This is a genomic window from Streptomyces sp. NPDC054796 (assembly GCF_053611545.1).
In genome coordinates this window covers 43,394-67,185 of the sequence record NZ_JBSHAO010000028.1, presented here as the reverse complement: position 1 = coordinate 67,185, position 23,792 = coordinate 43,394, and the positions used below count along the sequence as shown (strand labels likewise).

The 23,792-nt window shown below is 71.6% G+C and carries 22 protein-coding genes; 14 read left to right on the top strand and 8 right to left on the bottom strand.

What is annotated here, in order from left to right:
• Positions 1–290: 290 nt before the first annotated feature.
• The gene (locus ACWGJ2_RS23100) at positions 291–1,637 is read left to right on the top strand and encodes an MFS transporter (protein ID WP_453348068.1); all 1,347 of its coding nucleotides are present in this window, start codon (positions 291–293) and stop codon (positions 1,635–1,637) included.
• 59 nt (positions 1,638–1,696) lie between these two features.
• Here ACWGJ2_RS23100 and ACWGJ2_RS23095 read toward each other — a convergent pair whose 3' ends face one another.
• Complete coding sequence (locus ACWGJ2_RS23095) at positions 1,697–2,101, bottom strand: MerR family transcriptional regulator (protein ID WP_453348067.1); 405 nt, start codon at positions 2,099–2,101, stop codon at positions 1,697–1,699.
• Positions 2,102–2,393: 292 nt separating this feature from the next.
• Here ACWGJ2_RS23095 and ACWGJ2_RS23090 point away from each other — a divergent pair, with 292 nt between their 5' ends.
• The gene (locus ACWGJ2_RS23090) at positions 2,394–3,899 is read left to right on the top strand and encodes a SulP family inorganic anion transporter (protein WP_453348066.1); all 1,506 of its coding nucleotides are present in this window, start codon (positions 2,394–2,396) and stop codon (positions 3,897–3,899) included.
• Between the two features lie 27 nt (positions 3,900–3,926).
• Here ACWGJ2_RS23090 and ACWGJ2_RS23085 read toward each other — a convergent pair whose 3' ends face one another.
• The gene (locus ACWGJ2_RS23085) at positions 3,927–4,619 is read right to left on the bottom strand and encodes a response regulator (protein ID WP_453348065.1); all 693 of its coding nucleotides are present in this window, start codon (positions 4,617–4,619) and stop codon (positions 3,927–3,929) included.
• Complete coding sequence (locus ACWGJ2_RS23080; RefSeq protein WP_453348116.1) at positions 4,616–5,800, bottom strand: sensor histidine kinase; 1,185 nt, start codon at positions 5,798–5,800, stop codon at positions 4,616–4,618. The genes ACWGJ2_RS23085 and ACWGJ2_RS23080 overlap by 4 nt, the downstream gene beginning before the upstream one ends.
• A gap of 376 nt (positions 5,801–6,176) precedes the next feature.
• Here ACWGJ2_RS23080 and ACWGJ2_RS23075 point away from each other — a divergent pair, with 376 nt between their 5' ends.
• A complete protein-coding gene (locus tag ACWGJ2_RS23075; protein ID WP_453348064.1) occupies positions 6,177–6,776 on the top strand; it encodes a GlcG/HbpS family heme-binding protein in 600 nt (199 codons plus the stop codon).
• 92 nt (positions 6,777–6,868) lie between these two features.
• On the opposite strand, the gene ACWGJ2_RS23070 is transcribed toward ACWGJ2_RS23075, so the two are convergent.
• Both ACWGJ2_RS23070 and ACWGJ2_RS23065 read right to left on the bottom strand, forming a co-directional pair.
• Positions 6,869–7,720 (bottom strand): helix-turn-helix transcriptional regulator, encoded by an 852-nt coding sequence (locus ACWGJ2_RS23070; protein ID WP_453348063.1) that lies wholly within the window; start codon positions 7,718–7,720, stop codon positions 6,869–6,871.
• Positions 7,721–7,934: 214 nt separating this feature from the next.
• Positions 7,935–8,981 carry an extracellular catalytic domain type 1 short-chain-length polyhydroxyalkanoate depolymerase gene (locus ACWGJ2_RS23065; protein WP_453348062.1) on the bottom strand — a complete coding sequence of 349 codons (1,047 nt, stop codon included), beginning with the start codon at positions 8,979–8,981 and terminating at the stop codon, positions 7,935–7,937.
• A 284-nt stretch (positions 8,982–9,265) separates the two neighbouring features.
• On the opposite strand from ACWGJ2_RS23065, the gene ACWGJ2_RS23060 reads away from it, so the two are divergent.
• Positions 9,266–10,315 (top strand): alpha/beta hydrolase, encoded by a 1,050-nt coding sequence (locus ACWGJ2_RS23060; protein ID WP_453348061.1) that lies wholly within the window; start codon positions 9,266–9,268, stop codon positions 10,313–10,315.
• Between the two features lie 49 nt (positions 10,316–10,364).
• On the top strand, positions 10,365–10,988 hold the full coding sequence (locus ACWGJ2_RS23055; protein ID WP_453348115.1) for a response regulator: 624 nt from the start codon (positions 10,365–10,367) through the stop codon (positions 10,986–10,988).
• A 92-nt stretch (positions 10,989–11,080) separates the two neighbouring features.
• Here ACWGJ2_RS23055 and gdhA read toward each other — a convergent pair whose 3' ends face one another.
• Entirely contained in the window at positions 11,081–12,424 is a 1,344-nt protein-coding gene (gdhA, locus tag ACWGJ2_RS23050; protein ID WP_453348060.1) for an NADP-specific glutamate dehydrogenase, read from the bottom strand.
• Between the two features lie 110 nt (positions 12,425–12,534).
• The gene (aztA, locus tag ACWGJ2_RS23045; RefSeq protein WP_453348059.1) at positions 12,535–13,278 is read right to left on the bottom strand and encodes a zinc ABC transporter ATP-binding protein AztA; all 744 of its coding nucleotides are present in this window, start codon (positions 13,276–13,278) and stop codon (positions 12,535–12,537) included.
• Positions 13,279–13,292: 14 nt separating this feature from the next.
• On the opposite strand from aztA, the gene aztB reads away from it, so the two are divergent.
• The 5 genes from aztB (at position 13,293) to ACWGJ2_RS23020 (ending at position 19,005) form a co-directional block, all read left to right on the top strand.
• Positions 13,293–14,165, top strand: coding sequence for a zinc ABC transporter permease AztB (gene aztB / locus ACWGJ2_RS23040; protein ID WP_453348058.1), 873 nt, complete (start codon positions 13,293–13,295; stop codon positions 14,163–14,165).
• Entirely contained in the window at positions 14,165–15,436 is a 1,272-nt protein-coding gene (locus ACWGJ2_RS23035; protein WP_453348057.1) for a hypothetical protein, read from the top strand. Before aztB ends, ACWGJ2_RS23035 begins: the two co-directional genes overlap by 1 nt.
• Positions 15,433–16,449 carry a zinc ABC transporter substrate-binding protein AztC gene (aztC, locus tag ACWGJ2_RS23030; RefSeq protein ID WP_453348056.1) on the top strand — a complete coding sequence of 339 codons (1,017 nt, stop codon included), beginning with the start codon at positions 15,433–15,435 and terminating at the stop codon, positions 16,447–16,449. The genes ACWGJ2_RS23035 and aztC overlap by 4 nt, the downstream gene beginning before the upstream one ends.
• Before the next feature lie 116 nt (positions 16,450–16,565).
• Entirely contained in the window at positions 16,566–17,765 is a 1,200-nt protein-coding gene (gene aztD / locus ACWGJ2_RS23025; protein WP_453348055.1) for a zinc metallochaperone AztD, read from the top strand.
• Positions 17,766–18,000: 235 nt separating this feature from the next.
• On the top strand, positions 18,001–19,005 hold the full coding sequence (locus ACWGJ2_RS23020; protein ID WP_453348054.1) for an alpha/beta hydrolase family protein: 1,005 nt from the start codon (positions 18,001–18,003) through the stop codon (positions 19,003–19,005).
• Between the two features lie 55 nt (positions 19,006–19,060).
• Here ACWGJ2_RS23020 and ACWGJ2_RS23015 read toward each other — a convergent pair whose 3' ends face one another.
• Entirely contained in the window at positions 19,061–19,693 is a 633-nt protein-coding gene (locus ACWGJ2_RS23015; protein WP_453348053.1) for a TetR/AcrR family transcriptional regulator, read from the bottom strand.
• Positions 19,694–19,903: 210 nt separating this feature from the next.
• On the opposite strand from ACWGJ2_RS23015, the gene ACWGJ2_RS23010 reads away from it, so the two are divergent.
• The 4 genes from ACWGJ2_RS23010 (at position 19,904) to ACWGJ2_RS22995 (ending at position 23,777) form a co-directional block, all read left to right on the top strand.
• Positions 19,904–20,533, top strand: a complete 630-nt coding sequence (locus tag ACWGJ2_RS23010) for an MSMEG_1061 family FMN-dependent PPOX-type flavoprotein (RefSeq protein ID WP_453348052.1) — start codon at positions 19,904–19,906, stop codon at positions 20,531–20,533.
• Between the two features lie 22 nt (positions 20,534–20,555).
• Positions 20,556–21,464, top strand: coding sequence for a PDR/VanB family oxidoreductase (locus ACWGJ2_RS23005; RefSeq protein WP_453348051.1), 909 nt, complete (start codon positions 20,556–20,558; stop codon positions 21,462–21,464).
• A 234-nt stretch (positions 21,465–21,698) separates the two neighbouring features.
• Positions 21,699–21,995: a hypothetical protein gene (locus ACWGJ2_RS23000; protein ID WP_453348050.1), complete on the top strand. Its 297-nt coding sequence runs from the start codon at positions 21,699–21,701 to the stop codon at positions 21,993–21,995.
• Positions 21,996–22,334: 339 nt separating this feature from the next.
• Positions 22,335–23,777, top strand: a complete 1,443-nt coding sequence (locus tag ACWGJ2_RS22995) for an LLM class flavin-dependent oxidoreductase (RefSeq protein WP_453348049.1) — start codon at positions 22,335–22,337, stop codon at positions 23,775–23,777.
• The last annotated feature ends 15 nt before the right edge of the window (positions 23,778–23,792 follow it).

Below are 23,792 nucleotides of genomic sequence, written 5' to 3'. Positions count from 1 at the left end.
CGCTCCCTTTGTTTATACCACACCCCCTTGGGGCGGCCCCGCCGCCGACCCCCTTACCCCCCCCGTCCCCCGCCCCGTCCCACCCCCCCCCCCGCCGCCCCCCCCCCGGGGCGGGGGGCCCGCCGACGGGCCAGTGGCACACTTGGGCGCGGTCCCAGTTTCGCGAAACACGGGCCGGGCTCCGCCCTGTCCGCCGGTCCGACGTGTGGGGAGAACCGTCGTGTTACGCCGTACCGAAACTCCGCCCGGGAACATACGAGCCGACGCGCACACGGCGTCGGGAGGCCGCGGTGTCCGCTGACGCGTCGGCCCTCCGGGGCACCCCGGACACCGGCCGGGGCACGCTGACGGTGCTGCTGCTGGCCTCCACGCTGGGCGTGATGGGCGGTGCCACCATCGCCCCGGTCATCGAGGTGATCCGCCAGGCCCTTGAGGTGGGCGGCACCGAGGCCGGGCTGGTGCTGACGTCCCACAGCCTGGCGATAGCCCTGGTCAGTCCGCTGGTGGGCCGGGCCACCGACCGCTACGGCGTCCGGCTCCCGCTCGCGGCGGGGCTGGCGGTGTACGGCTTGGGCGGTGGCGCCGGGCTGGTCATCGACTCCTACCCGGTGCTGTTCGCCTCCCGGCTGGTCCTCGGTGTGGGGACGGCGGCGGTCTTCACCTGTTCCACCGCTGCGCTGCTCGGCCTGTACCGGGGGGAGATGCGCGACAAGGTGATGGGGTGGCGCACCGCCGCCACCACGGCGGGCGGCTTCGTCTACCCGCTCGCGGCCGGTGCGCTCGGCAACCACTCCTGGCACGCGCCGTTCGCCATCTACCTCATCGGCCTGCCGCTTGGCTTCGCCACCCTGCTCTCGCTTCCCCGGGGCACCCCCGTGGGCCCGGCGGACGGCAACGGCCCGGAGTCGAAGGGGAACCGGGGCGGCGCGCTGCGGCTGCTGCGCGAACACCCCCTGGTCCTGGCCCTGTGCGGTCTGTGGGTGGCGACCAGCGGGCTGATGATGGTGCTGGCCGTCTCCCTGCCGCGCCGCCTGGACCAGTTGGGCATCCACGACACCCTCGTCGTCGCCCTGTACGGCACCGTGCTGATGTCCGGCGCCGCCAGCCTGATCGGCCTCACCTACGCCAAGCTCACCGCCCGGTTCGGGTACGCGGCCCTGATGCGGATCGCGGCCGGATCGTGGACGGCGGCACTGCTGCTGTTCGCCGTCGCCGGGCACTGGGCGCCGCTGCTGCTCGTGCCCGTGCTGACCGGGATCGGCAGCGGGATCACGATGCCCACCCTGACCGTCCTGGTCGACCGCGCGGCCCCGCCCGAGCGGCGTGGCACCGCGACCTCGCTCCAGGCCACCGCTCTGTTCGGCGGCCAGTTCGCCTCGCCCCTGGTGTTCGGCCCGTTGATCGACGCCACGTCGATCGCCACCGGAGCCTTCGTCGCCGCCACCGGTACCGCGGTCATCCTCGCCGCGCTGTTCCGGCTGCGGGAGCTCGAACCCGAACCTGAGTCCGAGTCCGAACCTGAGCCCGAGTCCGAACCTGAGCCCGAGTCCGGGCCCGAACCCGAGTCCGGGCCTGACGACGACGCGAAACCGCACGCGGACGGTCCGCGCGAGGACCCGGTCGGCGAACAGCCGTGACGCGGGTAGCGGACGTGACACGGGGAGCGGACGCGGCGTGACGCGGCGGCGCGGTCGCGTCAGGGGGCGGGCGCCCGTGTGAGGTGTGCGCGCAGCGTGGCGGCGAACTCCTCGGCCCGCGCCAGTTGTGTGCGCAGGTCCCGCACCCGCTGCCGCGCGGCCTCCTCGAAGCCGCGCACCCGTTCCACCATCTCCTCGCGCTCCGTGGCGGACAGCTCCTCGCCGGAGTCGAGACGGTCGGTGGCCGCGAGCAGCTCGCGCATCTCGTCCAGGCTGAAGCCCAGCGGCTTCATGCGGCGGATGACCATCAGCCGGGCGACGTCGGCCTCGGTGTACAGCCGGAACCCGCCCTGGGAGCGGGCGGAGGGGACGACCAGGCCCGTCTCCTCGTAGTGCCGGATGGTGCGCAGCGACAGCTCGGTCCGTGCCGCGACCTCGCCGATCTGCATGTGCTCGCCGCTCACGCGCCCGCCTTCCTCGTCCCTCGTCCTCGCTCGCCGCGGTCACGGTGACCGTCCGCGATCTCTACCCTAACGTTAGGGTAGAGTCCGTTGGTGCCGAGGTCGGCTCGTGTGCCGCCCGCTCCATGGTGCGGGGCGCCTCCCGCGACCTCCGCCGTGCCGGGGCCGAGGACGCCCCCGGCGAAGACCGACGCACGCGGGTTCCACGGACGGCCGCCCGGCCGCACCGGCCGCACCGCGACTTTCCGCACGTCCAGGGTGATGCCTGACGTGCCCGAGAACGACAGGTTGCCTCTTGTCCACGTCCGCTCCGTCCCTGGCCGCGCGCCTGCGCGGCCTGCGCCCCGGCTGGCTGTCCGACCCGAAGGTCTGGCGCACCGAGATCCTGGCCGGTCTGGTGGTCGCGCTCGCGCTGATCCCCGAGGCGATCTCGTTCTCGATCATCGCCGGTGTAGATCCCGCGATCGGCCTGTTCGCGTCCTTCACCATGGCAGTGACCATCTCGGTCGTCGGTGGCCGCCGCGCGATGATCTCCGCGGCGACGGGTGCGGTCGCGCTGGTCATGGCCCCGCTCAACCGCGAGCACGGCCTCGGGTATCTGGTCGCGGCGGTCATCCTGGCCGGTGTCTTCCAGATCGTCCTCGGCGCGTTGGGCGTCGCCAAGCTGATGCGGTTCGTGCCCCGCAGCGTGATGGTCGGCTTCGTCAACGCGCTCGCCATCCTGATCTTCATGGCCCAGGTGCCCGAGATGCACGACGTGCCCTGGCCCGTCTACCCGCTGATCGTCGGCGGGCTGGCGCTGATGGTGTTCTTCCCGCGCGTCACCAAGGTGGTCCCGGCCCCGCTGGTCTCCATCGTCGTCCTCACCGTCATCACCGTCGCCGCCGGGATCGCGGTGCCGACCGTGGGCGACAAGGGCGAGCTGCCCTCCTCCCTGCCGGTACCCGGGCTGCCGGACGTGCCGTTCACGGCGGACACCCTCACCACCATCGCCCCCTACGCGCTCGCGATGGCGCTGGTGGGCCTGATGGAGTCGCTGATGACCGCGAAGCTCGTCGACGACATCACCGACACCCACTCCTCCAAGACCCGCGAGTCCATCGGCCAGGGCGTCGCCAACATCGTCACCGGCCTCTTCGGCGGCATGGGCGGCTGCGCGATGATCGGCCAGACGATGATCAACGTGAAGGTGTCCGGCGCCCGCACCCGGCTGTCCACCTTCCTGGCAGGCGCGTTCCTGATGGTGCTGTGCATCGTCTTCGGGCCCGTCGTCTCCGACATCCCCATGGCAGCGCTGGTCGCGGTGATGGTGATGGTGTCCTACGCGACCTTCGACTGGCACTCCATAGCGCCCGGGACCCTGCGGCGGATGCCCGCGGGGGAGATCGCCGTCATGGTCGTGACCGTGGCCTGCGTGGTCGCCACGGACAACCTCGCCATCGGGGTCGTCGTCGGGTCCGTCACGGCGATGGTCATCTTCGCCAAGCGTGTCGCCCACCTCGCACACGTCACCTCGGTCACCGATCCCGAGGGCGGCAGTGTCGTCTACTCCGTCACCGGCGAGCTGTTCTTCGCCTCCTCCAACGACCTCGTCGGACGGTTCCGCTATGCCGACGACCCCGAGAAGGTCGTCATCGACCTGACCGACGCGCACATCTGGGACGCCTCTTCCGTCGCGGCACTCGACGCCATCGGGACGAAGTACGCGCAGTACGGCAAGACCGTCGAGATCATCGGCCTCAACGAGCCGAGCGCCCGCATCCACGAGAAGCTCAGCGGCGAACTCACCGGCGGCCACTGACACCTCGTCAGGACGGCAGCTCCTCCGTCAGGACAGCAGGCGCTGCTCCTTGGCCACCGCCACCGCTCCGGCGCGGGTGTCCACACCGAGCTTGTCGTAGATGCGGCCGAGGTGGGTCTTCACCGTCGCCTCGCTGATGAACAGTGCCTTGGCGATGTCACGGTTGCCCAGGCCCCGGGCGAGCTGGCCGAGGATGTCGCGCTCGCGGCCTGTGAGGGTGGGGCGCGGGGCGCGCATGTTGGCCATCAGCCGCCCGGCGACCGGGGGCGAGAGCGCCGTGCGGCCCCGGGCCGCCGCGTGGATCGCGGCGAACAGCTCGTCCGGGTGCTCGGCCTTCAGCAGATAGCCGGTCGCGCCCGCCTCGATGGCGCGGGTGACGTCGGCGTCCGTGTCGTACGTGGTCAGCACCAGGACGTGGGGGGTCCGACGGGTGCCGGTGCCGGCGTCCGTGCCGGTCAGGCGGCGGGTGGTCTCCACGCCGTCGATGCCGCCGCCGAGCTGGAGGTCCATGAGGACCACGTCGGGGCTCAGCTTCGCGGCGAGCGCGAGCGCCTCCTCACCGGTGCCCGCCTCCCCGACGACCTCGATGTCCGGCGCGCTGTCCAGCAGGGCCAGCAGCCCGGCCCGTACGACCACGTGGTCGTCGCACACCAGGATCCGCACCGGGGCGGGGGCGGGGACCGGAGGCGCGGTCGTGTGCGTGGCCGGGGGCGTGTTCACTGCGGGTGCTCCAGGGGGATCGCGGCGGACAGGACGGCGCCCTCGCCGGGTGCCGACTCGATGGTGAGGGTGCCGCCCAGTTGTCTGACCCGGGCCCGGATCGCGGGGAGGCCGTGGCCGCGTGTCCCGGTGGGCGCGTCGGGCAGCGTCGCCGGGTCGAAGCCGCAGCCGTCGTCGGCGATGTCCAGGACGACCTGGTCGCCGAGGACGGTGAGGGTGAGCGCGGCGGTGCGCGCGCCGGAGTGTTCGCGCACGTTGGCGAGGGCGCCCTGCGCGATACGGAGGAGGCCGGAGCGCACCCGGTCGGGCAGCGGGGTGGGCGGAGTGTCGCGGGGGTCCTCGACGCGGACGCGGACCGTGAGGCCGCCGTCGCTCTCGCGCGCCGCGAGCGCACGCAGGGCCTCCGTGAGGCCGCCGCCACGGGCGAGGTCGGCGGGGGCCAGGTCGTGTACGAAGCGGCGGGCCTCGGCGAGATTGTGCTCGGCGATCGACGCGGCGGTACGGACGTGTCCGCGTGCCTTGTCCGGAGCGGCCTCCCAGGTGCGGTCCGCGGCCTGGAGCAGCATCCGCTGGCTGGACAGGCCCTGGGCGAGGGTGTCGTGGATCTCCATCGAGAGGCGCTGGCGTTCGGCGAGGGTGCCCTCGCGGCGTTCTGTGGCGGCGAGTTCGCGACGGGTGCGCACCAGGTCGTCGATCAGGGACCGCTGCCTGGCCGCCTGCCGCCGCATGTAGACGAAGATCGTGGTGGCGAAGGTGGCGACGGCTGCCGGGCCGACCACCGTGTCCAGGTCGAAACGCCGGGCAAGGGTCAACTGCGCGATGATCACGAAGATGGTGAGGACGCCGACCAGGACGTAAGCGGCCAGCGGCGGCAGGGTGCGCAGCGCCGCGTAGAAGAGGGGCACCGCGACCCAGGCGAAGCTCGGCGCCAGCTCCACCAGCACCGCCCACACCGCGACGACAGTGCCCAGCCAGGCCAGGCGCCGGGGCGGTGGCCACGGCACCCTGCCGCCCGGCGGCAGCGGCGGAACCGCGGGGGTGCCCCGGCTGGGCCCCGCCGCGTACAGCACGACCAGCACCACCGCCAGCGCGACCACCCACGGGGCGCGCACCTCGCCGCCGTGCCGCTGCACGAAGCGGGCCATGGACGAGCCGAGCAGCAGGAAGAACGTCACGTGCATGACGGCCGCCAGCCACCGGGCGTCCGGATCGACGTCGCGCACTCGCTCTTCCGCGTGCACCGTGCACCGCCTTCCTGGACGCGCCGAGCCGGCCGGGGCCGTCTCCGTACACGTACCCGTGCCCGCACACGTACCCGTACCCGTACTACCTGAGCTGGGGAAACACCCTCATTGTCCCCCGGCCGGGCCGCGCCGAGGTCATCCGATCGGCTGACCCCGCTGTCGCCCGGACGGCATGCCGCATCCAGCCGGTACGACGACGGGAACCGGGCGCGAGCGGCCCCAGGATGGATCCCGGAGCAGGCGGCGCGACCCCTTCCGCCACCACCGCTCCGTCACCTCGGAACGTCCCCATGAACACCTGGAGTCGGCAGCCATGAAGCACACCGTGAAGAACGCCATAAAGGTCTCCCGGCGCACCCGAGCCGTCACCGGTGGCGCGCTGGCCGCCGCCGTCGCCCTCGGCGGCTTCGGCGCGTGGTCCGCGAGCGCGTCCTCCCCGGCCCCGGCCGTCCAGACCGCCGCCGCTGCCGCGAAGAGCGCGGCCACGTCCGACGCGAAGAACGCGGACCTCGTGCGGTCCACCCACCTGAGCATCGGGGCCGCCACCGAGGCGGCCCAGGCCGCGCTCAAGGCCGCGCAGAAGGAGAACCAGCGGGTCTCCGTCGCCGTCGTGGACCGCGACGGCAACACCCTCGTCACCCTGCGCGGCGACGGCGCCGGTCCGCAGTCCTACGAGTCCGCCGAGAAGAAGGCGTACACCGCCGTCTCCTGGAACGCCCCGACATCCGAGCTGGTCAAGCGCCTGGAGAACGCGCCGACCCTCAAGGACATCCCCGGCACCCTGTTCCTCCCCGGAGGTGTCCCGGTCACCGCGAAGGACGCGCCGGTCGCCGGTGTCGGCGTCGCGGGTGCGCCGTCCGGCGACCTGGACGAGAAGTTCGCCCGCGCCGGTGCCGCCGCGCTCGCCGGGTGACCACACGGTGTGGCAGGGCCCGTGCGGTACGTAGCGCCACGTGGCGGCACGTGGCTGCACGTAGAGCGGTACGGCCGCTCCGGTCCGGCTGGTCAGCGGCGGTGCCGGGGCTCCTCGGTCTGGCGCCGGGTCGCGTGGACGGAGCCGAGGAGGTGCAGGGCCTCGGCGCTGGAACTGCCCGGCTCGGCGTGGTAGATGACGAGCTGCTGGCCGGGCGCTTCGCGAACGTCGAACGCCTGGTAAGTCAGCGTGAGCGGGCCGACGTCGGGGTGGAGGATGTGCTTGGAGTCCTGCGTCTTGCCGCGCACGGTGTGTGCGTTCCAGAGGCGGGAGAACTCCGGGCTGTGTGCGCCGAGGGTGCGGACGAGTTCGTTCAGCCGCGGGTTGTCCGGCTCGAACCCGACAGTCTGACGCAGATTGGCGACGGTGGTCTCGGCCGTCCTGTTCCAGTCCGCGAAGAAGTCGCGGCCCACGGGGTCGAGGAACGTCATGCGGGCCAGGTTGTCCACCGGGTCGAACGGCGCGTAGAGGGCGTCGGCCAGCGCGTTGGTGGCGAGAAGGTCCAGGGTCCGGCTCATGACGAGCGCCGGAGTGTTCGGGTAGCCGTCCATGAGCTGGCGCAGCGCGGGACCGACCCGCTCGGCCGTGCGGGCACCGTGACGGTCGTCCGGCACCGCCCCGGCCAGCCGGTACAGGTGTGCGCGGGCGTCCGCGTCGAGACACAGCGCGTGGGCGAGTGCCTCGATCACCTGGGGCGAGGGGTTGCGCTCGCGGCCCTGTTCCAGCCGGGTGTAGTAGTCGGCGTTCACACCGGCCAGTACGGCCACCTCCTCGCGGCGCAGCCCGGCGACCCTGCGGGCGCCGTAGCTCGCCATGCCCACGTCCTGCGGCTGGAGGTCGGCGCGCCGCGCGCGCAGGAAGTCTCCCAGATGATTGTCGGCCATGTGCCCACGGTATGCGGTGGCGCTACGTGCTGCCTGGGTGTGCCGCACCCAGGCAGCACGCGCCTCGGGCCATGCCCTCTGACCTGCGCTGATCTGCGCGGACACGCGGGACACAGGGGAGGCGCCGGAGCCGGTATCGCCGGAGGGCGGAGGTCATTGCCGGTACCGCGGGGCGGGGCGGGGCCGCGGTACCGGCGCACTCTGGTCCGGCGGCTCAGCCGCCGAGACCGAAGAACTTGGCGGCGTAGTACGGGCCGCACAGCGAGTCGTGCCCCTGGCCGAGAGTGCCGCACTTGTCGATCCCGGTGCCGGGATCGATGGGCGGCTCATGCCCCATCGAGTTGATCAGATACGTCTCGACCTGTCCGCTGCCGTACACCTGCTTCGTCACGCCGAGGGCCGGACGCGAGGTGGGGGACGGGGTCTGCGAGAGGCCCAGCGTGTCGGTCCAGCCGTCGCGCTGCTTCTCCAGCGAGTTCTGGTCGATGAGCGGATCGGAGCCGCCGTGCCAGATCTGCACACGGGGCCGCGGGCCGGTGTACCCGGGGTAGGCGGAGCGGATCTTGTCGCCCCACTCCTCGGGGTCGAGGGTGTTGAAGCGGCCGGGGCACGGCGCGAGGGAGCCGGTGTCGAAGTAGTCGTCCTCGTTGTCGGCGCACCCGTAGGCCATGCCGAAGAACACCGCGCCCGCCTTGAACACCTCCGGGTAAGCGGCGAGCATCACGTTCGTCGCGGCGCCACCGCCGGAGTACCCGGTGGCGTAGACGCGGTTCGCGTCGGCCGCGTAGTTCGCCTTCATGTAGTCGACCATCTCGATCACGGAGCGCGCCTCGCCCCGGCCGTCGTGGGTGCGGTCGGCCTCGTTCCACGCGCTGAAGCACTTGTGCGGCACGATGCCGCCCGAGCCGACGTTCTCGTCCTTCTGCTCGGGGAAGACGACCGTGAACCCGTAGGCGTCGGCGTATTTGCGCCACCCCGTGTTGACGTCCAGATCCCGCGCCGCGCCGCCGCAGTGGTGGAAGAGGACCACGACGGGCGCGCCGGTCTGCGCCTTCTCCGGGACGTACGCGAACATCTTCAGGTTGCCCGGGTTGCTGCCGAAGTCGCGCACCTCGTGGAAGCCGGTCTGCGCCGCCTGTGCCCGCGGGGGTTCGAGGACGAGCAGCGAGGTCGCCAGCACCGCGACGAGCGCCGCCAGTACGGCTCCGGTTCTGAGCCCTTTGAGGCGGGGTAACGCGCCCGCCACGCCGTGAGCGTCCATCCCCACAGCGTGGGGGCGCGTGTGCGCCGCGGCATCGGCAGAATCACCGGTTCCGCCCGGTGGGCCGGGCTTCCGGTACCTGTTCCGGTACCTCTTCCGATGCCCCTTCCATGGCCGCCACCCGTCGCCCCGCCAAACTTCCTGGACGCGTCCACGGGCCACGGGCGATGATCGTCCTCCGGTCCGCGAGGGCGTGGCCGCGTGGCCGCGCGGCCAGCGGCGCTGGGCCCGGCCGTGACCGTGCCCGCGACGGCGGAGCACCACCCATCCTGGAGAAACGCACCATGAGCGAGAGCCCCCGCACTCCCGGCCTTCCGGACCCCGGACTCGCGGACCCTGCGGGACCGCTGCCCGCGCCCCCCTTCGACCCGCAGCTCGCGCCCGTACTGGACGACATCGGAGAGCTGCGCGACGCCGCACCCGCGTCGCCCGCCGAGGTCCCGGCATGGCGTGCGCGGCTCGGTCAGCTCGCCTCTGACCCGACGCTGGAGGAGCTGCGCGCCGACGGCGCCTACGAGGTGACGGAGCGCCATGTGCCAGGGCCCGGGGGAGGGGCGGCAGGGGCTCCCGACGTCCCCCTGGTGATCGCCCGGCCCGCAGGGCTGGAGCCCGGCGCACCCGTCGTCTACCACGTGCACGGTGGCGGGATGATCGGCGGCAGCAGCCGCGCCGGACTCGCGGGCCTCCTGGAGGAGTGGGCGGTGCCGCTGGGCCTTGTGGTGGTGTCCGTCGAGTACCGGCTCGCCCCCGAACACCCCTACCCGGCCGGGGTGGAGGACTGCTACGCGGGACTGGAGTGGACCGCACGGCACGCCGCCGAGATCGGGGGCGACCCCGAGCGGATCGTCGTCGCGGGCGGCAGCGCCGGCGGCGGCCTGACCTGCGCGCTGGCCCTGCTGGCGCGCGACCGCGAAGGCCCGGCCATCGTCGGTCAGTTGGCGATGTGCCCCATGCTCGACGACCGCAATGACACCCCGTCAGCGCGACAGCTCGAAGGGCGCGGGCTGTGGGACCGGCGCGCCAACCACGTCGGCTGGTCCTCTCTGCTCGGCGAGGCACGCGGCACCGAGCAGGTGTCCCCGTACGCGGCCCCCGCCCGCGCCCGGGACCTCTCCCGGCTGGCCCCCGCCTTCATCGACGTGGGCTCGGCCGAGACCTACCGCGACGAAGCCGTCGCCTACGCCACGCGCATCTGGCAGGCGGGCGGCGAGGCCGAACTGCACGTGTGGGCGGGCGGCTTCCACGGCTTCGACCAGATGGCGCCCCACGCCCGGCTCTCCCAGGACGCACGCAGCGCGCGGCTCCAGTGGCTGCGCCGCGTCCTGGAACGCTGACAGAGGCACCGGGCACGTCGTCTGTCACCCGTTAGCTGGTAGGGCGGGCCTGCGCGCCGTGCTGGAGGCCCAGTCGGACATCGAGGTGGTGGGCGAGGCTGCCGACGGGGCCGCGGTCATCCCGCTCGTGAGGCAACTGCGCCCCGACGTCGTGGCCATGGACGTCCGGATGCCGCTGATGGACGGCATCGAGGCCACCCGGGCAGTGCTGCGGACGGTGCCGCACCCGCCGAAGATCGTCGTGGTGACGACCTTCGAGAACGACGAGTACGTATACGGGGCGCTGCGCGCGGGCGCCGACGGGTTCCTGCTCAAGCGGGCACGTCCGGCGGAGATCGTGCACGCCGTGCGGCTGGTGGCCGAGGGCGATTCGCTGCTGTTCCCCGCCGCCGTACGGAGGTTGGCGGCGGCGTACGGGGAGAGCGCAGCCGCGGACGGCGGCAACGCCGCTGCCCGTACGGCCCTGGAACGCGCCGCGCTGACGGACCGGGAGGGCGAGGTGCTGCGTCTCATGGCGCGCGGCCTGTCGAACGCGGAGATCGCGGCGCGCCTGGAGGTGGGCACCGAGACCGTCAAGTCGCACGTCAGCTCCGTGCTGGCGAAGCTCGGAGCGCGGGACCGCACCCAGGCGGTCATCGCGGCGTACGAGTCCGGCTTCGTCTCCCCGGGCTGACGGCACGGTGGCCCCGTGAGGCGCCACCGCCCGTCGCCCCGTCGCCCCGGCGGTCTCGGGAGGCGGCGGCGTCGGCGCGTGCCGGAGGGGCGTCAGACCACGCCCTGCGCCGCCATGGCCTCGGCCGTCCGGAGAAAGCCGCCCGCGTTGGCGCCCAGCACATAGTCGTCGGCGTCCCCGTAGGTGTCCGCCGTGGTGCGGCACAGCGCGTGGATGTCGCGCATGACGGACGCGAGTTCCGTCTCGGTCCGCTCGAAGGACCACTGCTGGAGGGACGCGTTCTGCCGCATCTCCAGCGCCGACGTCGCCACGCCGCCCGCGTTCGCCGCCTTGCCGGGCGCGAAGAGGACATCCGCCTGACGCAGCACCTCGACGGCCTCGGGCGTGGTCGGCATGTTGGCGCCCTCCGCGACGGCCAGCACCCCGTTCTTCGCGAGCGCGACAGCGTGCTGCTGACCGAGTTCGTTCTGCGTCGCGCACGGCAGGGCGATGTCGCAGGGAACGTCGAACACACTGCCCCGCTCGGAGTGGACGGCGCCGGGCCGGGCCTCGGCGTACGCCGTGAGGCGCCCCCTGCGCTCCTCCTTGATCTCCTTCAGCAGGTCCAGGTCGAGGCCGTTCTCGTCGACGATGTAGCCGGAGGAGTCCGAGCACGCGACGGCCTTGCCGCCCAGCGCGTGGATCTTCTCGATCGCGTACAGCGCGACATTGCCCGACCCGGAGACGACGACACCGCGCCCCTCCAGGGACAGCCCGCGCGTGGCCAGCATCTCCTGGAGGAAGTGGACGACGCCGTAGCCGGTCGCCTCCGTGCGGGCGTGCGAGCCTCCCCAGCCGACGCCCTTGCCCGTCAGCACCCCCGCTTCGAAGCGGTTGGTGAGCCGCTTGTACTGCCCGAAGAGATAGCCGATCTCCCGGCCGCCGACGCCGATGTCCCCGGCCGGAACGTCGGTCTTCTCACCGAGGTGGCGGTGGAGCTCGGTCATGAAGGACTGGCAGAAGCGCATCACCTCGGCGTCGGACCGGCCCTTGGGGTCGAAGTCACTGCCGCCCTTGCCGCCGCCCAGGCCCAGCCCTGTCAGCGCGTTCTTGAATATCTGCTCGAAGCCGAGGAACTTCACGACGCCGGAGGTGACGCTCGGGTGGAAGCGCAGCCCGCCCTTGTACGGCCCGAGCGCGCTGCTGAACTCCACCCGGAACCCGCGATTGACCTGCACCGTTCCCGTGTCGTCGACCCATGGCACGCGGAAGATGACCTGCCGTTCGGGCTCGCAGAGCCGCTCGACGATGCGCGCCTCCAGCAGATCGGGGCGCGTGGCCAGGACCGGCTTGAGCGCGTGCAGCACCTCCTGGGTCGCTTGGTGGAACTCCGGCTCGCCGGGATTGCGGCGTACGAGGTCGGCCTGGAGCGCGTCGAGATGGGCGGCGACGTTCACGCGTGCTTCTTCCGTTCAGGATCATGTCTTATCTAGCAGCACCCTAGACGTGACCCCGCCGCCGAGGTGTGGCCCCCGTCTCACGTCCGCTCACGTCCGCTCCGTCCGTCTCACGCGGGCTGCCACACCTGGGCCAGCGTCTCCGTGGTGAGAACCCGCTCGGGCGGGCCCTGGCCCACCAGTTTTCCGTCGCGCAGCAGGAGACAGGAGTCCGCCGAGCGGGCGGCCTTGAGGTCGTGCGTGGCCTGGACGACGGTCACACCGTCGGCGACCAGCTCGGTCAGCAGCACCGCTATCCGCTCCCTGGCCTCCGGGTCGAGCCCCGTGGTGGGCTCGTCCAGCAGCAGGAGGTCCGACTCCTGGGCCAGCCCCTGCGCGATCAGCGCGCGCTGGCGCTGCCCGCCGGACAGCTCTCCGAGCTGGCGTCCGGCGAGGTCGGTGATGTGCAGCCGCTCCATCGCCGCCTCCACCGTCGCGCGGTCCCGCCGCGTCAGCCGGTGCCACAGGCCGCGCTCGCCCCAGCGCCCCATCTCGACGGTCTGCCGGACCGTCAACGGCAGCGCGTCGCCGACGGCCCCGCGCTGCGGCACGAAGGCGGGCGCCCTGCGACCGCCGAACCGCAGCTCTCCCGATGTCACGCCGATCACACGGGCCATGACCGCGAGCAGTGTCGACTTCCCGCTCCCGTTCGGGCCGACGAGCGCCGTCATGGTCAACGGTGCGATGTCCGCGGTGAGTTGGTGCAGTACGGGACGCCCTGGATAGCCCGCGCACAGCCCGGTGAAGCGGACGCGTGCCTCCCCGTCCTCGGCGATCTTCGACAGGGGCCCCGGTGTAGTGAACATGGTTTTCATTATAGTGTGTTTGCATGGAGTGGTTGACGGGCCCCTTTGAGGTCACCTTTGTGCAGCGGGCCCTATGGGGCGGAATGCTGGTGTCGGCGATCTGCGCGCTGGCCGGAACCTGGGTGGTGCTCAGGGGGATGGCCTTCCTCGGCGACGCCATGTCCCACGGCCTGCTGCCCGGGGTCGCGCTCGCCGCGCTGCTCGGCGGCAACCTGCTCGTGGGCGCCGTGGCGAGCGCGGCCGTCATGACGGCCGGTGTCACCGCGCTCGGGCGCACACCGAGGCTGTCCCAGGACACCGGGATCGGTCTGCTCTTCGTGGGCATGCTCTCGCTCGGCGTCATCATCGTGTCGCGTTCGCAGTCCTTCGCCGTGGACCTGACCGGCTTCCTCTTCGGCGACGTGCTCGCCGTCAGGGAACAGGACCTGGTGCTGCTGGGAGTGGCGCTGCTGCTGGCGCTCGCCGTCTCGGCACTCGGCCACCGGGCCTTCCTGGCCCTCGCGTTCGACCCGCGCAAGGCACGGACGCTCGGCCTGCGCCCGCGCCTGGCGCATGGCGTGCTGCTCGGACTGCTGGCCCTGGCCATCGTGGCCTCGTTCCACATCGTGGGAACGCTTCTGGTCCTCGGCCTGCTCATCGCTCCGCCCGCTGCGGCCCTGCCGTGGGCGCGCAGCGTGCGAGGGGTCATGGTGCTGGCCGCGCTCCTCGGGGCCGCCGCCACATTCGGCGGTCTGCTCCTGTCCTGGCATCTGAGCACCGCAGCCGGTGCGACAGTCTCGGCTCTCGCGGTGAGCCTGTTCTTCCTCTCCCATGTGGCATCCGGCCTCCGTCACTGCGGTCCGCGACGTGTGGCAGTGCCTTCCCCCACCCCCGACAGTTCGCTGAAGAGGACCTGATGAGGCGATCCCCCCGACCGACCGTCCGAAGAAGAATTTCCCCCACGAAACCGGCCGTACCGGCCGTACTCGTGCTCGCCGCGCTGCTGGTCACGAGCTGTGCGGGCGGGGAGGACAAGGAGTCCGCCCCGGCCGCGAACCCCTCGTCGTCCGCTCCCCACGGGTATGTCGAGGGCGCGAAGGAGGCGGCCGAGCAGCAGTCGCGACTGCTGCTCAGTGACCCCGAGACCGGCGACACCCGGGTGCTCGACCTGATCACGGGGAAGGAGCACAAGGTCCCGAGGGTCGCGGGCGGCGCCGAGCTGACCACGGACGGCCGGTTCGGCTACTTTCACACCTCTCGTAGTACCCAGGTCCTCGACAGCGGCGCCTGGATGGTCGACCACGGCGATCACGTGCACTACTACCGCGCGGCGATACGCGAGGTCGGAAAGCTCCCCGGAGGCACGGGCTCGCAGGTCCGCAGCGACATCGCCGTGACCGCGCTGACCGGCGAGGATGGCCGGGTCCGGCTCTACCGCAGGGCCGGACTGGAGGACGGGAAGATCCCGTCGCCCCGCACGCTGCCGGGAACGTACGCCGGTGCGGTCGTGCCGCACGAGGAGCATCTGCTCGCCTTCTCCGAGGAGGACGGGAAGACGAAGCCCGTGGTGCTCGACCGCAAGGGCAAGCGTGTCGCGTCGCTCGACGAGAAGTGCGAGGAGCCGCGAGGCGACGCCGTCACCCGGCGCGGAGTGGTGCTCGGATGCGCCGACGGCGCACTGCTCGTCGACGAGTCCGATGGCACGTTCACGGCCGAGCGCATTCCGTACGACGAGGACGTGCCCGAGAAGGAGCGGGCCACGGAGTTCCGGCACCGCTCCGGCAGCGACACCCTCACGGCGCTGGCCGGGGACAGCGCGGTCTGGGTCCTGGACGTGAAGAAGCGCGAGTGGACACGGGTGGAGACCGGGCCCGTCGTCGCGGCCAACACCGCGGGCGAGGGCTCCCCGTTGCTGGCTCTCCGCGACGACGGGACGCTGCGGGGCTACGACATCGGCACCGGGAAGGAAGTGGCGAAGACCAAGCCTCTCCTGACAGGTAGTCAGAAAAAGGGTGCCGACGGTGACGGAGACGGTGGCCCGGTCATCGAGGTGGACCGCAGCCGGGCGTACGTCAACGACCCGGCGGGCAAGCGCGTCCACGAGATCGACTACAACGACGACCTGCGCATCGCGCGCTCCTTCGACGTCGGCATCGCGCCCGGCCTCATGGTGGAGACCGGCCGATGAGCCCCGCGACGGCACCGTCCGCACTCTCGGCACCGTCCGCGCCGTCAGCGCCCCCGGCACGGCCACGCTGGCAACGCGCCCTGCTGCTGGCCCTGCTCACCCTGCTCCCCGCCGGTGCGGTGACCGCCTGCACGAGTGGTGACGAGCGGCCCAAGGTGGTCGTGACGACCAACATCCTGGGCGACATCACCCGGCAGGTCGTCGGCGACGAGGCCGAGGTCACCGTCCTGATGAAGCCGAACGCGGACCCCCACTCCTTCGGCCTCTCGGCCGTGCAGGCCGCCGAACTGGAGCGGGCCGATCTGGTGGTCTACAACGGGCTCGGCCTGGAGGAGAACGTGCTGCGGCACGTCGACAACGCCCGGCAGTCCGGGGTCGCCACCTTCGAGGCCGGGAAGGCGGTGGACCCGCTCACCTTCCAGGGGAAGGGGGACGGAGGGCCCGAGGAGGAGGCCGGGCAGCCCGACCCGCACTTCTGGACCGACCCCGATCGTGTACGCAAGGCCGCCGACCTGATCGCCCGGCAGGTGACCGAGCACGTGGCGGGCGTGGACGACGCCGCGGTCCGCGCCCGGGCAGCCCGCTACGACAAGCGCCTGGCCGGTCTCACCACCTGGATGGAGAAGTCCTTCGACCGCATACCCGAGGAGCGGCGCGCGCTGGTGACCAACCACCACGTCTTCGGCTACCTCGCCGAGCGCTTCGGCTTCCGGGTGGTCGGCGCGGTGATCCCGAGCGGTACGACCCTGGCCTCGCCCAGCTCCTCCGACCTGCGCTCCCTCACCGAGGCCATGCGGAAGGCGGGGGTGCGGACCGTCTTCGCCGACGCCTCCCGGCCCAAGCGCCTGGCCGAGGTGCTGCGCAAGGAGATGGGCGGCGGGGTGCGGGTCGTCGAGCTGTACTCCGAGTCGCTGACCGCGCGGGGAAAGGGCGCGGGCACCTACCTCCAGATGATGCGCGCCAACACCACCGCCATGACGGAGGGACTGGCCGAGGACTCGTCGGGCGACTGACGCCGCCCGCCACTCGGCCTTACCTCACACCTCACCTCGAAACCTCACACCTCACCTCGAAACCTCACACCTCACCTCGAACGCCGCGCTCGCGCGGCCCAGAAAGGAACACACCGGTGAACAAGCCGATACGCAGCAGAGCCCTCACGGGGACCGCGCTCGTCCTGGCGGTCTCCGCCGTCCTGACCGCCTGCGGGGGAGGGGACACCTCCTCGTCCGACACCAAGGCCAAGGACGAACAGGGAGCCAAGGCGGCCGACCTCAAGGACCCGCTGGTCGCCACGTACGACGGCGGCCTCTACGTGCTGGACGGCAAGAGCCTCGAGCTCGCCGAGACGATCAAGCTGCCGGGCTTCAACCGCGTCAGCCCCGTCGGCGACGACTCCCACGTCATGATCTCCACCGACAGCGGCTTCCGCCTCATGAACGCCGCCACCCAGAGCCTCACCGACATCGAGTACAAGGGCGCCAAGCCCGGACACGTCGTACGGCACGCCGGCAAGACGGTGCTCTTCACCGACGGTACCGGCCAGGTCAACGTCTTCGACCCGGACGACCTCAGCAGCGGCAAGAAGCCGGAGGGGCGCACCTACGACTCCGCGAAGCCGCACCACGGTGTCGCCGTCGAACTGCGCAACGGCGAACTGCTCAGCACCCTGGGCGACGAGGAGAAGCGCACCGGCGTCCTGGTCCTGGACAAGGACAACAAGGAGATCAAGCGCAACGAGAAATGCCCCGGCGTGCACGGCGAAGCGGCGGCGCAGGACGAGGCCATCGCCGTCGGCTGCGAGGACGGCGTCCTCATCTACAAGGACGGCGACTTCACCAAGGTGAAGGCCCCCGACGACTACGGCCGCATCGGCAACCAGGCGGGCAGTGACGAGTCGCCGGTCGTCCTGGGCGACTACAAGACCGATCCGGAAGCCGAACTGGAGCGTCCGGAGCGCGTCTCGCTGATCAACACCGAGACCGGGAAGCTGCGCCTGGTCGACCTGGGCACCAGCTACTCGTTCCGCTCCCTCGCGCGCGGACCGCACGGTGAGGCGTTCGTCCTCGGGACCGACGGCGCCATCCACGTCATCGACCCGGAGAAGGGCACCGTGGAGAAGAAGATCCCCGCGGTGGGGAAGTGGCAGGAGCCGCTGGACTGGCAGCAGCCCAGGCCCACGCTCTTCGTCCGGGACCACACCGCGTACGTCTCCGACCCCAGCGAGCGCAAGCTGGTCGCCATCGACATCGACTCGGGCGAGAAGCTCACCTCCGTGACCCTCCCGAAGGGCACGAACGAGCTGTCGGGCGTCGTCGCGGGCCACTGACCCGGCAGCCCCTCGGCAGCACCCCGGCAGCGCCACCGACCCGGCGACGCGGGCCCGTCGACTCGTCGACGGGCCCGGCCTCCGATGTCCGTTGACAAAGCGGAACGCCGCTCCGTATCGTAAGCGGAGCGGCGTTCCGCTTGTTGTGCGGACGGAGCCGGACGCTTCCGGCTGCCGCGCCGCCGTCGGCCCGGACGGCCCGGCGGCAGGGGTCTTCGAAAGGGAAATACGCAGCATGAGCGCATCGACGTACGCGGCCGGAGCCCTCGGCCCGGCCACGCCGGTCCTGTCGGTCAGCCCGGTGGTGCTGTCGGCTCCCGGCCGGGCGGTGGATCTGGAGGTGCGGGTCTCCGCGCCCGTGACCGGGGGCGATCTGCCGGTCATCCTCCTCTCGCACGGTCAGGGCTACTCGAACCACCTCTCCTCGCTGAACGGCTACGCGCCCCTCGTCAACTTCTGGGCGGCGCACGGCTTCGCCGTGATCCAGCCCACCCATCTGAGCTCGCTGTCGCTGAACCTGGACCCCGGAACCCCCGGGGCGCCGATGTTCTGGCGGTCGCGGGCCGAGGACATGAAGCGCGTTCTCGACCAGCTCGACGTGATCGAGGCCGCCGTGCCGACGCTCGCCGGGCGCCTCGACCACGGCAGGGTCGCCGTGGCGGGGCACTCGATGGGCGGGCACACCGCGGGTCTGCTGCTCGGCGCCCGGCTCACCGATCCGGAGGACGGAACGGAGGTGGACCTGACCGAACCCCGGATCACGGCGGGAGTTCTGCTCGCCGCGCCGGGCAGGGGCGACACCCTGAACGAGTTCGCGGCCGAGAACTTCTCCTTCATGCGGACGGCGGACTTCTCCAGGATGGCGACGCCCACGCTGGTGGTCGCGGGCGACAAGGACGTCTCCGGCCATCTGACGGTCGCGGGCCCGGACTGGCACGCCGACCCGTACCACCTCGCCCCCGGCCCCAAGTCCCTGCTCACCCTGTTCGAAGCGGAGCACGGGCTCGGCGGTATCTCCGGTTACGACGTCGCCGAGACCACGGACGAGAACCTGGAGCGCGTGTCCGCCGTCCAGCACCTCACCTCGGTCTATCTCCACAGTGCGCTGCGCCCCGGTGACGGCGGCTGGCAGGCGGCGTGCGACGCCCTGGCGGCCGACCCCGGCGCGCTCGGACGCGTCGAGTCCAAGTCCGAACCCGAGCCCAAGTCTGGGTCCGAGTCCGAGTCCGAGTCCGAGTAGCCCCGAAGAGCCGCTCTCTTCCGCCCGGTACGCGATACGGGGCGGGGGAGAGCGGCTATTGGGGCCGTGCCGCGGCCGTGAGATAGCGGGTGAGCATGGCGACGAGTTCGTTCTCCAGCCGGACGGCGTCCACGGGATCGGGCTCGGCGATGAGCAGATGGACGGCGGGCCCGACCGCGGAGATGACGAGCTGGGCGGCCACCTGTGTGTCCGCCACGTGGACCTCCGGGTGGTTCTTGAGCAACTCCTCCACGTCGGCGACGAGTTCCCGCTGGTGCTGGGAGACCTTCTCCGCCAGCTCGGGGGACCGGGGTGACTGCTCGAACATGACGCGTAGCAGATGCGGATCGTGGCGGTGGTTCTCGACCGCGGTGCGTACATGGCCGCGCAGGAAGTCCTCGAGGGAGCCGGAGATCCCCTCGCTCCAGCGGCGCTTGGTGGCTGCCGTCCCGGCGTCGAGGTGCCGGGTCACCAGCTCGACGAGGATCGCGTCCTTGTTCGGGTAGTACTGGTACAGCGAGCCGATCGAGATCCGCGCCTGTTCGGCGATCCGGTTGGTGGTCCCGGCGGCATAGCCGTGCTCGGCGAAAACGTGAGCAGCGGCGGTGAGGATGCGCTGCCGGGTCAGCTCGGCGCGGACCTGACGTGGCTGTTTACGTGGCTGAAGCCGGCGGTGTTCCGACGTCATGGCACCTCCTGGGCAGGGCCTCGAAAGCGAGTAGCGCGCGGCTGAATAATTGCTCACAATAGTGCAATGACCTGCGACGGAGCGGTGATAGCCGCCGTCGATGCCGTCGACGCAGGGCGCTGGCGGGTGAGCGACGGTCTCCCCGTCGCGCATCGCACCACGCCGCGTCCCGTCGCTTCCCGCCCCCCGCCGTCTCCCGAAGGAGCCTTCGTGACGCATGCCAGCACGCGCCCCCGGCCGGTGCCGCCGGACGAGGTCATCGCCCGCCTCGGGAAACCGGACGCCATGACCGAGGCGAAGGTGTTTGACCACATCGACGAGCAGTTCCGCCGCTTCATCGCGCATTCCCCCTTCCTGACGATGGCGACGGCGGACTCGGCGGGACGCGCCGACTGCTCACCCCGTGGTGACTACCCGGGCTTCGTGAAGGTCCTCGACGCACACACACTCGCGATCCCCGACCGGCCCGGCAACAAGATCGCCGACTCCTTCCGCAACCTCGCCGAGAACGACGGGATCGGGCTGCTCTTCCTCGTCCCCGGCATGCGCGAGACGCTGCGGATCAACGGCCGCGCGTATCCCACCGACGAACCCGATGTCCTCGCCCGGATGCGGACCGAGGCCAAGGCACCGGAGCTGGCGCTCGTCGTCGAGGTGGCGGAGGCGTACTTCCACTGTGGCCGCGCGCTCATCCGCTCCCGGCTGTGGGACCCCGCGAGCCAGGCACTCGCCGACGAACTCCCGTCGGCCGGTGAGATCTTCACCGCGCAGTTCGGGCTCGACGTCGACCCGGACGCGATCAACCGTGATCTCGAAGACGGCTACCGGAAGCTCTACTGACCAGGCCACAGGTGAAGCACCGATGCAACAGACCCTCATCGACCACATCGGCCAGGTTGCCGAGGACGTCGTCTCCCTCGTCCTGCGCGGCGCCGGAGGGCCGCTGGCCCCCTGGGAGCCGGGAGCCCATATCGACCTGGCGCTGCCGAACTGGCTGACCCGGCAGTACTCGCTGTGCGGAGACCCGGCGGACCGCGAGTCCTACCGCGTCGCCGTACGGTACGACCCGCTCAGCCGGGGCGGTTCGGAGTACGTGCACCGCTTCCTGCGCCAGGGCCGCACACTCGATGTGTCGCTGCCCCGCAACCACTTCCCGCTCCTGCCCGCGCCGGAGTACCTCTTCCTCGCCGGCGGAATCGGCATCACCCCCCTCCTCCCGATGCTGCGCGCTGCGGCCGGTGCCGGCGTCCCGTCGACGCTCGTCTACGCGGGGCAGTCGCTCGCGACCATGCCGTTCGTCGACGAGCTGCGCTCCACCTACGGCGAGCGGGTGCGGATCGTCGCCACACGTCAGCAGGGCAGACCGGACCTCGCCGCGCTCGCCTCCGCACTGGCGCCCGGTGCCCGGGTCTACTGCTGCGGCCCGGCGCCGATGCTCGCCGCCGCCGAGGAGGTGTTCCCCGCCGACCGGTTCCACGCGGAGCGGTTCCACCCGAAGGACAGGGTGTTCGCCCCCAACGCGCCGTTCGAAGCGGTGTGCGCCCGGTCCGGGCAGACGGTCCAGGTGGCCCCGGACGAGTCGCTGCTCGACGCGCTGTCCCACGCGGGGCACCCCGTGGCTTCCGGCTGCCGCGAAGGCGTCTGCGGTAGCTGCGAGGTCACCGTCCTCGACGGCGAGCCCGAGCACCGCGACGACATCGGCGCGCCCACGGGCCGCATGTACCCCTGTGTGTCCCGCGCACTGTCCCCGAGGCTCGTCGTGGACCTCTGAGCCGGCCGGCCTCGCCGCGTCGGCACAGGTAAAACTGCCAGGCTCGCGCCGCAGGGCCGGGTGCCACTCGACCGGCTGTCACCCAGGGTGCTCGACGGGTGCTCGATCGGGCGTATGTGGGGGGCGCGGTGGCGCCACGGTGTGTCGGGGCGAGGTGCGGGAGCAGTATGGGTGCAGAGGGACGGCGACGCGGTCACAGCCGGTTGCCGAAGGACCACCGGAGACGAGCGAGCCATGAGCACTGCACACACCACCCACCCGAACCACGTCCACCAGCACGGCGAGGGCTGCGGACATGTCGCCGTGCCGCACCAGGACCACGTGGACTACGCCCACGACGGCCACCTCCACCGTGTCCACGGCGACCACGTGGACGAGTGCGAGCCCGCCGGACACACGGCCCACGACGACCACGGGCACCGGCACGGCGAGGGCTGCGGACACGTCGCCGTGCCGCACGGTGACCACGTCGACTACGTGCACGACGGCCACCGCCACGCCAGTCACGACGGACACTGGGACGATCACTGATACACGGCGCCTCGCTCCGGGGCGTCGACGGGTGTGACGGGCGACGGGTGCCCCTCCGGGTGAGGGGCACCCGTTCCGCTGTCTGAGGACATGTCACCTCCGGTCGTCGGATAAGTGAACGCCGCGTTCAACCAGCGTCCCCTTCACGGAAGTTCGCACGGGCCCGTAGCCGTGTCAAGAGGTGGATTCCGCCTCGGCGAGCGCTCTACGTGCATCTCTTGACACGAAGCGCAGCCGCTCTGAATATGAACGTGACGTTCGCATGATGAACGTCAGTGCCTCGCGGTCTCCGTCGCCGCGAGAAGGCTCCCGGCTCCCGCTTCTGCTCTGGAGGGCAGCATGAGCAACCGGCCACTGAAGTTCTTCGCCTTCGACATCTGCGCCCCCGCCCACCTGACCGCCGGTTCCTGGCGCGACCCACTCGACGAGGGGTGGCGCTACACGGACCTGTCCTACTGGACCGACACCGCCCGCATGCTGGAAGAAGCCTGCTTCGACGGCATCTTCTTCGCCGACACCGTCGGCTATCACGATGTCTACGGCGGTTCCCCCGACGCCGCGATGCGCGACGCCGCCCAGTTCCCGGTCAACGAACCCGCCCTGGTCGTCCCGGCGATGGCCGCCGTGACCCGGCACCTCGGCTTCGGGGTCACCGCGTCCCTGACGTACGAACAGCCCTACGCGCTGGCACGGAAGTTCAGCACTCTGGACCATCTGACGGCCGGTCGCGTCGGCTGGAACATCGTCACGTCCTACAACGAGTCGGCAGCGCGCAACCTCGGACTCGGCACACAGATACCGCACGACGCGCGCTACGATATGGCGGACGAGTACCTGGAGGTCTGCTACAAGCTGTGGGAGAGCTCGTGGCAGGAGGACGCCGTCCTCCGCGACCGCGGCACCGGCGCCTACCTCGACCCGCGCCGGATCCGCCCCGTCCAGCATCAGGGCGCCCACTTCGACGTCCCCGGCATCCACCTGTGCGAGCCGTCGCCCCAGCGCACCCCCGTGCTCTTCCAGGCCGGTGCCTCCTCGCGAGGCAGGACCTTCGCCGCGAGGAACGCCGAGGCGGTCTTCGTGAACACGATGACCCCCGAACTCACCCGGCGGGACGTCGACAGGATCCGCACCGCGGTCGGCGGAACGGGCCGGGACCCGAGGAGCGTGCGCGTCCTCGCCCTCATCACCGTCATCGTCGCGCCCACCGACGCCGAGGCATGGGAGAAGTACGAGCGGCACCTGCGCCACGCCGGATACGAGGGCGCGCTCGCACGCTTCGCGGGCTGGACGGGGATCGACCTGAGCACCGTCGATCCCGAGACACCGCTGGAGCACACCGAGGTGGAGGGCTCGCGCTCGGTGGCGGAGATGTTCTCGAAGGCCGACCCGTCCCGCACCTGGACCGCCCGGCAGATCGCCGAGTTCATCGGCATCGGTGGCACGGGCGCGGTCATCGTCGGCTCACCGCGAACGGTGGCGGCCGAACTGCGCACATGGCGGGAGGTGGCCGACGTCGACGGCTTCAACCTCAGCTACGCCACCAAGCCCGGCGGCTGGCGGGACTTCATCGAACTCGCGCTCCCCGAGCTGCGCCGTCAGGGGCTGGCACGCGAGCGCTACGACGAGGGTGCGGCCACACTCCGCGAGAGTTTCTACGGTGCCGGGCAACGCCACACACTGCCCGACCACCCCGCCTCCATGGCCCGCAGTGCCCACACCCCGCACCTGGGCGCGGACACGTTCCCCGCGGGCGGCCAGGTGCCCGTCACCGTGTCCCGCTGACCGGAGAGCGGGAGA

Bases quoted from the DNA above. Each gene is read 5' to 3' on its own strand.
- ACWGJ2_RS23080 (WP_453348116.1), bottom strand. From the start codon at position 5,800: ATGCACGTGACGTTCTTCCTGCTGCTCGGCTCGTCCATGGCCCGCTTC.
- ACWGJ2_RS23075 (WP_453348064.1), top strand. From the start codon at position 6,177: ATGAAGCACACCGTGAAGAACGCCATAAAGGTCTCCCGGCGCACCCGA.
- ACWGJ2_RS23070 (WP_453348063.1), bottom strand. From the start codon at position 7,720: ATGGCCGACAATCATCTGGGAGACTTCCTGCGCGCGCGGCGCGCCGAC.
- ACWGJ2_RS23065 (WP_453348062.1), bottom strand. From the start codon at position 8,981: ATGGACGCTCACGGCGTGGCGGGCGCGTTACCCCGCCTCAAAGGGCTC.
- ACWGJ2_RS23060 (WP_453348061.1), top strand. From the start codon at position 9,266: ATGAGCGAGAGCCCCCGCACTCCCGGCCTTCCGGACCCCGGACTCGCG.
- aztA (WP_453348059.1), bottom strand. From the start codon at position 13,278: ATGAAAACCATGTTCACTACACCGGGGCCCCTGTCGAAGATCGCCGAG.
- aztB (WP_453348058.1), top strand. From the start codon at position 13,293: ATGGAGTGGTTGACGGGCCCCTTTGAGGTCACCTTTGTGCAGCGGGCC.
- ACWGJ2_RS23035 (WP_453348057.1), top strand. From the start codon at position 14,165: ATGAGGCGATCCCCCCGACCGACCGTCCGAAGAAGAATTTCCCCCACG.
- aztC (WP_453348056.1), top strand. From the start codon at position 15,433: ATGAGCCCCGCGACGGCACCGTCCGCACTCTCGGCACCGTCCGCGCCG.
- ACWGJ2_RS23020 (WP_453348054.1), top strand. From the start codon at position 18,001: ATGAGCGCATCGACGTACGCGGCCGGAGCCCTCGGCCCGGCCACGCCG.
- ACWGJ2_RS23015 (WP_453348053.1), bottom strand. From the start codon at position 19,693: ATGACGTCGGAACACCGCCGGCTTCAGCCACGTAAACAGCCACGTCAG.
- ACWGJ2_RS23005 (WP_453348051.1), top strand. From the start codon at position 20,556: ATGCAACAGACCCTCATCGACCACATCGGCCAGGTTGCCGAGGACGTC.
- ACWGJ2_RS23000 (WP_453348050.1), top strand. From the start codon at position 21,699: ATGAGCACTGCACACACCACCCACCCGAACCACGTCCACCAGCACGGC.
- ACWGJ2_RS22995 (WP_453348049.1), top strand. From the start codon at position 22,335: ATGAGCAACCGGCCACTGAAGTTCTTCGCCTTCGACATCTGCGCCCCC.